This is a genomic window from Spirulina sp. CCNP1310, from assembly GCF_034932185.1.
In the GTDB taxonomy this organism is placed as follows: Bacteria; Cyanobacteriota; Cyanobacteriia; order Cyanobacteriales; family Spirulinaceae; genus Spirulina.
Window position 1 is genome coordinate 1 of sequence record NZ_JAYGHW010000053.1, and the last position, 9,747, is coordinate 9,747.

Consider the following 9,747-nt stretch of genomic DNA (forward strand, 5'->3'; position numbering starts at 1 on the left):
TTGCTGGAGTTCAGCCTGCGTTTGGGGAGTCATGGGTCAAAGGTGGTCAACAGTGTCTAAATTATGTAGGCTTTTGAGGAGGAATTGTAATGAGTATATTTACTCATCTCCTAATTGAGATGCACCCTTCAATCCCTTCTGTACTTCGAGAACTAAGGTATTCAAAGCAAGTTGGATCAGAAAAAAGATACGCCTCATACTCATGCAACTGAATGTAAGGAATGAAGCGTTGATCGGCAATATCTTCTGCAAAGCGTTGCTCTAGGAGTTCAACCCTCTTTAAAGGGTCTTGTCGCACAGCTTCAGCTTCAGCCAATCCTGGAAAATCAGGATGAATAGCATATAAATCAATCATGGTTGTGAAGAAAACATCTGAAGACTTCTCCTGTTTAAGAAAGCGTATAATGTCATTCTTCATAGGTGCATAACTACGACCACCTCCACGATGTACATACCCTTTCTTTCTTGCGTGAGCGATAAGCACAGGATTATGCATATACACTTGATACTGAGCCAAGTGTGGATTTACTAAATTATCAGCAAATGTTTGCTCAGTTTGTCCTTCAGCAAATAGGTAAAGCCGCGCCATTAATGGGGACCTCCACCAATAATATTTTTCTCCCAAATTTCACCCAGACTATACTCATCTAGCCACACATCCAGTTCCGTAAAAGTGAGTCTGCTGAATTGAGATTCTTTACCCTCTCTATTAACCGTAATTACATCATCAGGATCAAAATTGTCTAGAAAAGAACTAGATTGAGTACTAATAAGTATCTGAGTGTGAAGTGCAGCTTTACTAAATAAATCAGCCACAATATTTAAGGCATAAGGATGAAGCCCTAATTCTGGTTCATCAACAATAATTAGTTCTGGAAGTTCATTCTCCGGCTGTAAGAGCAATGTAGCAAGACAGATAGCTCGTAAAGTACCATCTGAAAATTGGTGTGGTCCGAATACACGGTCTGAGTCTTTTTCTCTCCAGTTAAGGATCACGCGATTAGACACATCTGGCTCTAGAACAAAATCATCAAAAAAGGGGGCAATAAGACGAATTGTTCTAATGATACGCTGATAAGCTAAACCGGAATTTTCGTCACGAAATCTTAAGAGCAGAGCAGCTAAGTTACCAGCATCAGGCATTAACCATCGATTATCCCCAACATAACAAGATTGGCGAACATCTGCTGTAGATGAGGTGTCATGGAAATGGTACACGCGGCAACGATTTAGCAAGTATCGGAGTGTCCTAGCAGTTTGCTTACCCTCCTCTGCTGCTTTGACAATCTGGGTTTCTTGATGTCCTGCACCTAATTCGTCCACTCTTGGAGCTACCCAACCTGTTTCTAAAAAACTTAAGGTTTCTTCAGCAAAGATGAGCGTATCACCAGCCGCATGAAATAGTCGAGTGTGGTAAGTATCTACTCCATTTTCAACTTGAAATTCCAGTTTTGCTTCTATTTGAGGCGTTATTCTAGGTCCAAAATGTAAGAGAGATTGGGCACGCCCTGACATTCCAATATACTGCTGAAAGCGCCCAGCCATCATCTCGTTAAGCATTTTGAAAAACGAAATAAGATTACTTTTTCCTGCTCCATTCGCTCCTATCAATATATTTAAAGGATGCAGTTCAATATCTATCGCCTTAATAGACTTGAAGCCGGCCAGAGTTAGTCTTTGTAACCTATTCAAAGGTCAATCTCCCAAATCTACGATTGTACATTTGCACCCGTTAACGTTTACTCCCGCAACACATGAATATACAGGTGTCAACAAATGCTAGATCTAGCATATACAAAACTTCATTTTCCAAGACTCGTCCCATGGCAAGAGCTAGAGGTGGCTCTGCCACCTCTGGGGGTTGTTGGGATTATTGGCATTGGTGGACGAATTTGGCGAGGCGATCGCAACCCTTTTTAATCGACTCTAGACCCGTGGCGTAGGAAATGCGGATGCAGCCCGCTGTACCAAAGGCATCACCGGGGACAGCGGCCACATAATGCTCATCTAACAGCCGCTCGCAAAATTCGAGGGCGGGCATCCCCAGGGATTTGATGTCAATGTAGACATAAAATGCGCCGTCGGGTTTGGGGCAACTCAGGCCGGGGATGGCGGCGATCGCCTCCAGCACATATTGCCGCCGCTCCGTAAAGGCCGCCAACATCACCCCTAGGGGTTCTTGGGTTCCGGTGAGGGCGGCGATCGCCCCATATTGGGCAAAGGTACAAACGTTCGAGGTACTGTGACCCTGCAATTTATTCATCCCTTGGATCAACTCCAAAGGCCCCGCCCCATAGCCAATGCGCCACCCCGTCATCGCATAGGCCTTGGCAAACCCACTACTAATAATCGTCCGCTCAAAAGCCGCTGGACTCACCGCCCCAATACTCAAATGCTCCACGCCGTCGTAGCGGATTTTTTCATAAATTTCATCGGAAACGACGAAAATATCTGCCTCTACCACCACCTCAGCCAGGGCGCGAATTTCCGCCGGAGTGTAAACGGAGCCGGTGGGGTTTGAGGGGGAATTGAGGACAAATAGTTTCGTTTGGGGCGTAATTGCGTTGCGTAACTGCTCCGGCGTGATCCGATAGCCCGATGCCGCTGTCGTTTCCACTAAAACGGGCGTACCCCCCGCCAACTTCACCATTTCCGGATAACTCACCCAATAGGGAACGGGAATAATCACCTCATCCCCCGGCGCAATCAGCGTCATCATCAGGTTATAGAGGGAAAACTTACCTCCGTTGGTGACGATAATATTGGCGGCGTTGTAGGGGAGTTGGTTATCGGTTTGCAGTTTTTGGGCGATCGCTTCGCGCAGTTGCGGTTCCCCCGCCGCCGGGCCATAGCGGGTTTTGCCCTGATCGAGGGCTGTTTTTGCCGCTTCCTTAATGTGATCCGGCGTATCAAAATCCGGCTCCCCCGCGCTAAAGCTACAAACATCGATCCCATCGGCGGCCATCGCCTTCGATTTAGCGGCGATCGCCAGCGTCATGGATGCGGGAACTTGGTTGATACGGGGGGCTAATTTCACGATGGCTCGGCCTCTCAAAGCAGCAGGGTTAGGGTAATCATGACTTTCCAGTGTAGGAGGAAATTTAGATGGGGGGATGCTGCCTTTAATACTTTTTTATGACTTGACCCGATTCGTTAGAGTAGAAACTGTTTTGTTGTTCCTGATCGCGAAAACCATGCGTAAATTTCTGTTTGGGGCCATCGCCTTAACCGTAGCCGTCTTAGTCTGGTGGGGAAATCACGGCCCCGCTGTCTCCGCCCCCAGCCTTTATCAACTCCATCAGCACGATCGCCCCGTCGCAACGGCGATCGCTCGCATCGAACCCCGCCAACCCGTCCTAGCGGGAACCGTCACCTATGGCCAAACCGCCGATAACCAACCGATTCAGGGCTATCTCGCCCGCCCAGCGGCTCAGGTTCACCCCGCCCCCGCAATCATCGTCATCCATGAATGGTGGGGCCTCAATGACAATATTGAAATGATGACCCGCCGCCTCGCGGGGGAAGGCTACACCGCCCTCGCCGTCGATCTCCATTTGGGGGAAGTGGCCCAAACGCCGGAGGAGGCGCGGGCTTTGATTGGCAAGGTACAAGCCGATCTTGACGGGGCCAATGCCAATATCCGCCAAGCCTACGATTATCTTCAAACCGTCCAACAGGCCCCGAAAATTGCCAGCTTGGGCTGGTGCTTTGGGGGTACTTGGTCGCTGAATACGGCGTTACTCTTCCCGGAGGATCTTGATGCAGCGGTGATCTACTACGGCGGCGGCATCACCACCGACCGAGCGACCCTGCGAACGCTGCAAATGCCGATCATCGGTTTCTTTGGTGCAGAGGATACCAATCCCCCCCCGGCCACGGTGCGGGAGTTTGAGCGGGTGCTAAAATCCCTCGGCAAATCCGTAGAAATTCACCTCTATGAAGGAGCCGGCCATGCCTTTTCCAATCCTTCCGGGATGAATTATGTAGAAACAGCGGCAGCGGATGCCTGGGAAAAGGCGATCGCCTTCCTCGCCACCCACCTCAATACTACCCACATCCATTAAAACCAAGCAAATTAACACTCCCCGCGCTCAAGCGACGGGGATTCTTGGTTCATCGGACGTAAGGGGGCATGATCAGTTTTGATGAAAGCCCTTTTTAAACAGTTTTTGATGTTGGATGTGTTTGGCTTTACTAAAATAGAGCAATACGGAATTTTTTCATAAATCAAATAGGATTGCTGTGGCTGAGATAACTTTCTTCAACTTGATCAATAAAAATTTTACCCATCTTTTGATATTCACGACGTAGTGCTTGAATAATATGTTGTTTTTTGACATTCTCCTCTGTCGCAGCCGCCAAAAAAGCAGACATCAACGCAATATTACGAATATTAGCCCCTGTGAGTTCAAAATGATGGGCTAAAAACTGCAATCCCAAATCCGGCTCCTGCGGAGTTTGGAGAGGGAAAACTTTCTGCCAAATTTGATGGCGTTGCTTTTCGTTAGGCAATTGAAACTCAATAATGAATTGCAATCTTCGCATAAAAGCATCATCCATATTGCCCCTTAAGTTAGTTGTCAAAATAGCTAAACCTTCATATTCTTCTATTTTTTGTAAAAGATAACTGACTTCTAAATTAGCGTAGCGATCATGAGCATCTTTAACAGTACTTCGCTTACCAAATAGAGCATCTGCCTCATCAAATAATAGAATTGCATTGGCATTGGTTGCCGCCGTAAAAATTTGGTTAAGATTTTTTTCAGTTTCGCCAATGTATTTACTCACCATCTGGGATAAATCAATTTTGTAGAGGTCTAGCTCTAGCTCTTTAGCAATCACTTCCGCTGCCATTGTTTTCCCTGTACCTGAAGCCCCAGAAAACATGACATTCAAGCCTCGACCCAGGGATCTTTGTGCTTTAAACCCCCAGGTTTCCCACACCAAATGATGATATTGAATATGATTACAAATTTCCCGTAGCTGTGTTTTTTGATGTGGCGATAAAACAATATCATTCCAGTGATATGTGGGCTGAATTTGCTGAGACAGGGTTTTGAGTTCATGCCCTGAAACTCTCCGCGCTGCCATAAACAATTGCTCAATTGAAGGTGGACTAGAGTCTAACGGCACAACAGAATGATCATGTTGCCATTGGGCTTGATTTACCGCAGTTAGCACGGCATTTTTAATCTGTTTCGGAGTGAGTCGAAAGCGATCGCTCAAACGATCCAATTCCAGATCATTAACATGAAGATCCACAGTTTGTAAATGATAGTGCCAATACGCACGCCGCTGTTCAAAGCTAGGAACTGGGAAGGCAATTTCAATGACACCATGAAAATTGATTTCAGTATTTTTATGATTTTCTAGCCCAGATAAAATGACGATGCTGGAGTAAGTATTGATCTCTTCTGTGAATACTTGATATAAAACTTGATTTTCTTTATTCTGTAGATCATCAAGTTGGTCAACATACAGCAATGCATTTTGAAATTGGGCATCACGGAGCAACAATTTGATAGTTTCAATAAATTCATTGATTTTTGAAGTGCTGATCTTGGACAGGTTTGCCGTGAGTAATGGTGTTTTTAATGTTTGAGCGATCGCAGTAGCGGCTTGCTGTTTGCTGACTTGATCAACACCCTGAAAGAATAAAATCAAGGCATTTTTAGCAACGTGAGCGGCCTGGATAAAGTCCAGCAGAGATTGAGAGATTGCTGTGCTCTGAGGAATCGCACGATCTTGAGCGTTCTCCAGCCCGTTGAGTTGGCAAAAGGGTTTAAGTCTGGGGTCTAATCCCGGTTCACCTAGGAGGAGGCGAACGACACTGGGATCAATTTTAATAATTTGTGCTAAAAGAGACGGTTCAGCTTGATTTGGGTCAGGAATTAAATGGAGTAATCCATGCTGAATGAGCGGTGCTTGGGGGGAAAAATGCGATCGCCGTTCGAGTTTTGCGATTGCAGAATCACATAATAAATTTAAGCTCAAATCAACCGTTGGTCGCCTCGCACGCACATCATCTTGCAAGTACACATAGATCCGTTCATAGCGGCGATCGAGTTCTGGAGCAAGGGCGATCGCCAAAATGCCCAAATCAAAATCAGTTAGCTTAAATGTATGAATTAACCACCGTAATGGTGTGGCGCTACCAAGATGATCAAGGAATAACGTGATATCACTCAAACCATGCTGAGTAAAAAGGGGCTTAACTGGTGATTGGGTGAGTAATTGATTAACTTCAGCCTCATCAATTTGTATACCTCGATAAGGATTATCTTCTGCCCCTAGTTGAACCGTAGATTGGGCGATCGCCATGGCCGCATTTAGTCGTAGATCTAGCCACTTCAACAACTCAACTAACGCATCTAAGTGAGCTTGTAACATGAGCAAATTTAAACCTGAGTAGATGTTTCGACATTGGGAGACTCGATCACTGCGATCGCGTCTTCCGGCGTGACATCAGTAAACATCACCTGCAAAATTCCAGGGAGATAGCGGTCAAATGTCACAATATTCAGCGAGAGGCATTCTTCAATCATCGCCTCAGGTTCAACCATGCCAGCAAATTGAATACTGGTTTTAAACCGTACTTCACCATCAGACAAATCCATCTCAAAGTTACCAAACTTCAAACCAAAATTAGCACGAGTGAGAAACTCTTGGATTGCGATTAACTTATCGACTCTCGCTTTATTCGGACAAATTGAATAAACGATGATCTGCTGATGCTCATCAATGCACTTCACCATCGTACTCCAGGTTGCGGCTTGTCCATTAACATCGAGCCGTATGGTGGAATTGCCCAACTCATAAAATTGCCACTCTTGTTTTTTTAGGATAGATACTGTGGATTCTAATAACATAATTTTGGCGACTTGAATAGGAAGGATAATTTTAAGTAGAAGAATTGAATATAGCGTTTTCGTGACTCATGAGAACTCTACCTCCCCCTTGCAAAGGGGGATTGAGGGGGATCTCTGTACCGCATAGCTTGAGAAATTGCTATATACTTGCTACTCTACATTGAAAATCATAATAGATTTTCTTAAAATTTTGCAAGCTCCTGATCAAGATTGTCATCCAATTTAATAATTTCTTGGGACAATTTTTCCTCTATTGATTTAAGCTCACTTTGATTATTTTTCATGTCGGAAATTGTATTGAGTCCTTGACCAAGTTCTAATTTTTTGTCATCCCATCCAATTGCTGCTTCAACATTTTTGAGAATCTCATCTGATTTTTCTTTGGCGTTTAATGCATGCTCAAGAATTTCAGAATGCTTCTCATACTTTTGCGTATACTTTTCTTGCATCTGGGCTAATTGCTCCATCCTCTTGATGAAGCTCTTTGGATCTTGAATTCCAAATTCAGTGATTTTCAAGAGTGCTTTACTTTTGATTTCTTCTGTCATTTCTCGCTTTGCTTGTAAAGCTTTATTTTTGAGTTCAGAAACTTTGCCTTTTAACTCCGTTTTTAGATTTGAGATAGGGGCCATTTTTTGTTCAGCATTGTGGAGTTTTATCGTGAGCATATTTTTTGCATGCTCTGCTTTTTCTTTGATCTCATTTTTCTTCTCCTTCAAATCATAATATTTGTCCCAGGCTTGTTCTGGTATGATCTTTTTGAATTTTGCTTTAACTTTATCTTTTGCTTTTCCAATTTTTTTGATTTTTGTGGTGACTGATTTACCGACTTGTTTCGCTTTATCCCAAAAACCATGTTTTGAATCACTCGTATCTTGCTCCTCTACTCCTTGTTCTATTTTTTCTACTTCCTGCTCTATTGTTGATGTAATTCCAGATTTGGATTTAACATCTCCTAATTCCTGATCATTTTCAAATAAATCTCCTGAAAGTTTAAGCAGTTCTTGATATCGTGATATTTTAACACTCAGTCTTTCGAGTTTTTGAACATATTTCTCATTTTTGCTAGTTTCGTTCTCAATCACCTTCTTAGCCTTGTCAAATACCTTGATGTATTCAGCCTTTACGTGATCAATAATTCGCTTCCGCTCTTTTCCACTACCTGGAATATGCTGTTGTGCATCTTCTAAAAGTTGTTTTGCTCGATCAGCATTAACGACATCATAGGTTCTCTTAAAATCGATTGATTTTTTGTCTAGCTCAAATGATAGACATCCCTCAAAAGTTGGCTTGCCTATCTTAATTCCACCATTTTCATCGAATTCAAGATTGCCCTTCATTGAGCCGCGCCCTAAACTTAACTCTCCACGGATAGCATACAAGTCCTTCGTAAAAATATACAGTACCTTAGCCTGTACACCTGCTCCCATTGTGATTTTAAATTCAGCACCAGCATAATATTCAGCTTTTAAGCCCTTGGCATCAACTTTCTTGCTTTCTTCATCATAGCCTAACTTTCCATCAATTTTGAGTCCTCCCTTTGCTTCTACTTTGCATCCTCCTTCAATAAATGCGTTGAGCGCAGCAGCATAAACTGTGCCAACACTAGCATTTCCTTTTAGTGCAATTCCGATGGCTCCTTTGATCTCTGGATTAGCAACCAAATTCCAATATTTCTCTTTACTTTCTTTTTTGACCGTACCACTCAAGCTCGCACCAAGACTTCCTTCCACCTTGAGCGAAATACCAGCCTCAATAGCACCAGGAACAATGGGATAATTGAAGGCTAAATCTAGTGGCCAGTCCATCGGATCTCCAGGGAACTGAATGTTGCCTTTTGCACTAAGCTCTAAACTATCAACCCTTAATTTTCTCTTACTTTCAGCATCTTTTTTAGCAAGTGTAACTGCACCCTTACCTTCAGCAGCAAAATATTTACCCAGTTTTAATTTCACCCCACCACTTGCTGTTGTGCTGTATTGCTGTTGTCTCCCTTCAACCGAAACAGCAGGATTAGTAATTGAGAAAATATCACCAATAGAAATCGTACCAATAGTCGCTTTTGCTACATCCCAATCAACACCATCTTTATCAAGTCTGGTATTCTCTACTGATACGCTAGCCTGGTTGAGGGATGGAATACTAATACCAGCTTGGCCAATAGTTACCTTGGGATTTTTATGGTCGTAGTGAATATTGCTAGCACTGAATTTGAGAATGTCAGCAATAGTACCGTTTAGACCTACCTTGTCATGTGTAACATTTACCTTTCCGTTTTTATAATCAAAGGTAAGATGACCACTCCCATTCACTTGCACTAAGTCAGAAGACCCGAAGTTAACGTTGAAGTCACCTTCAAAGTTGGAGTTGTACTGCTTGGATGCGCCTTGAATTTCCCCTGCTGCTTTTTCGAGTATGACGTACTCACCCAGTAAGGGGATATTATTGGCGTTTAACTTGATGGTGTTCCAATCTAAGCCAGTTTGGTCAATTTTGGCTTGGGTGACATCGGCTTTGAAGTAATCCTCGGTTGAATTTTCGCCCTTCGGAACCCTGACCGTTGCTTGCCGAATGGTAACGACATTGGCTTTATGGTCGTAGTGAATGTCCTTGGCATTGAACTTGAGGATGTTGGCGATTGTGCCATCAAGACCCACATCTTTATGTTCAACAGTCACCTTTCCGTTTTTATAATCAAAGGTAAGATGACCACTTCCATTCACTTGCACTAAGTCAGAAGACCCAAAGTTGACGTTGAAGTCACCTTCAAAGTTGGAGTTGTACTGCTTGGATGCGCCTTGAATTTCCCCTGCTGCTTTTTCGAGTATGACGTACTCACCCAGTAAGGGGATATTATTGGCGTTTAACTTGATGGTGT

6 protein-coding genes and 1 pseudogene are annotated in these 9,747 nt (G+C 43.8%); 1 reads left to right on the forward strand and 6 read right to left on the reverse strand.

Translation table 11 applies throughout. The annotated features are described in order from the left end of the window. Positions 1-127: 127 nt before the first annotated feature. The 3 genes and pseudogenes from VB712_RS10560 to VB712_RS10570 all read right to left on the reverse strand — a co-directional run. Positions 128-589 (reverse strand): annotated as a pseudogene (locus VB712_RS10560) (DUF4276 family protein); the annotation flags it as partial. After that, positions 589-1,692 carry an AAA family ATPase gene (locus VB712_RS10565; protein ID WP_323254526.1) on the reverse strand — a complete coding sequence of 368 codons (1,104 nt, stop codon included), beginning with the start codon at positions 1,690-1,692 and terminating at the stop codon, positions 589-591. The gene VB712_RS10565 and the pseudogene VB712_RS10560, both read right to left, overlap by 1 nt. A gap of 178 nt (positions 1,693-1,870) precedes the next feature. Continuing rightward, complete coding sequence (locus VB712_RS10570; RefSeq protein WP_323254527.1) at positions 1,871-3,037, reverse strand: pyridoxal phosphate-dependent aminotransferase; 1,167 nt, start codon at positions 3,035-3,037, stop codon at positions 1,871-1,873. 157 nt (positions 3,038-3,194) lie between these two features. Between VB712_RS10570 and VB712_RS10575 the strand changes: the two genes are divergently transcribed. Beyond that, positions 3,195-4,064 (forward strand): dienelactone hydrolase family protein, encoded by an 870-nt coding sequence (locus VB712_RS10575; RefSeq protein ID WP_323254528.1) that lies wholly within the window; start codon positions 3,195-3,197, stop codon positions 4,062-4,064. Positions 4,065-4,227: 163 nt separating this feature from the next. Here the strand turns inward: VB712_RS10575 and VB712_RS10580 are convergent, their stop codons facing one another. The 3 genes from VB712_RS10580 to VB712_RS10590 all read right to left on the reverse strand — a co-directional run. Next, positions 4,228-6,390, reverse strand: coding sequence for an AAA family ATPase (locus VB712_RS10580; RefSeq protein WP_323254529.1), 2,163 nt, complete (start codon positions 6,388-6,390; stop codon positions 4,228-4,230). An 8-nt stretch (positions 6,391-6,398) separates the two neighbouring features. Continuing rightward, the gene (locus VB712_RS10585; RefSeq protein ID WP_323254530.1) at positions 6,399-6,869 is read right to left on the reverse strand and encodes a YbjN domain-containing protein; all 471 of its coding nucleotides are present in this window, start codon (positions 6,867-6,869) and stop codon (positions 6,399-6,401) included. A 182-nt stretch (positions 6,870-7,051) separates the two neighbouring features. After that, positions 7,052-9,747 (reverse strand): hypothetical protein (locus VB712_RS10590; protein ID WP_323254531.1); only part of this gene is annotated, 2,696 nt, incomplete at its 5' end.

Coding starts and splice junctions, on each gene's coding strand:
- VB712_RS10575 (WP_323254528.1), top strand. CDS start 3,195: ATGCGTAAATTTCTGTTTGGGGCCATCGCCTTAACCGTAGCCGTCTTA.
- VB712_RS10585 (WP_323254530.1), bottom strand. CDS start 6,869: ATGTTATTAGAATCCACAGTATCTATCCTAAAAAAACAAGAGTGGCAA.
- VB712_RS10580 (WP_323254529.1), bottom strand. CDS start 6,390: ATGTTACAAGCTCACTTAGATGCGTTAGTTGAGTTGTTGAAGTGGCTA.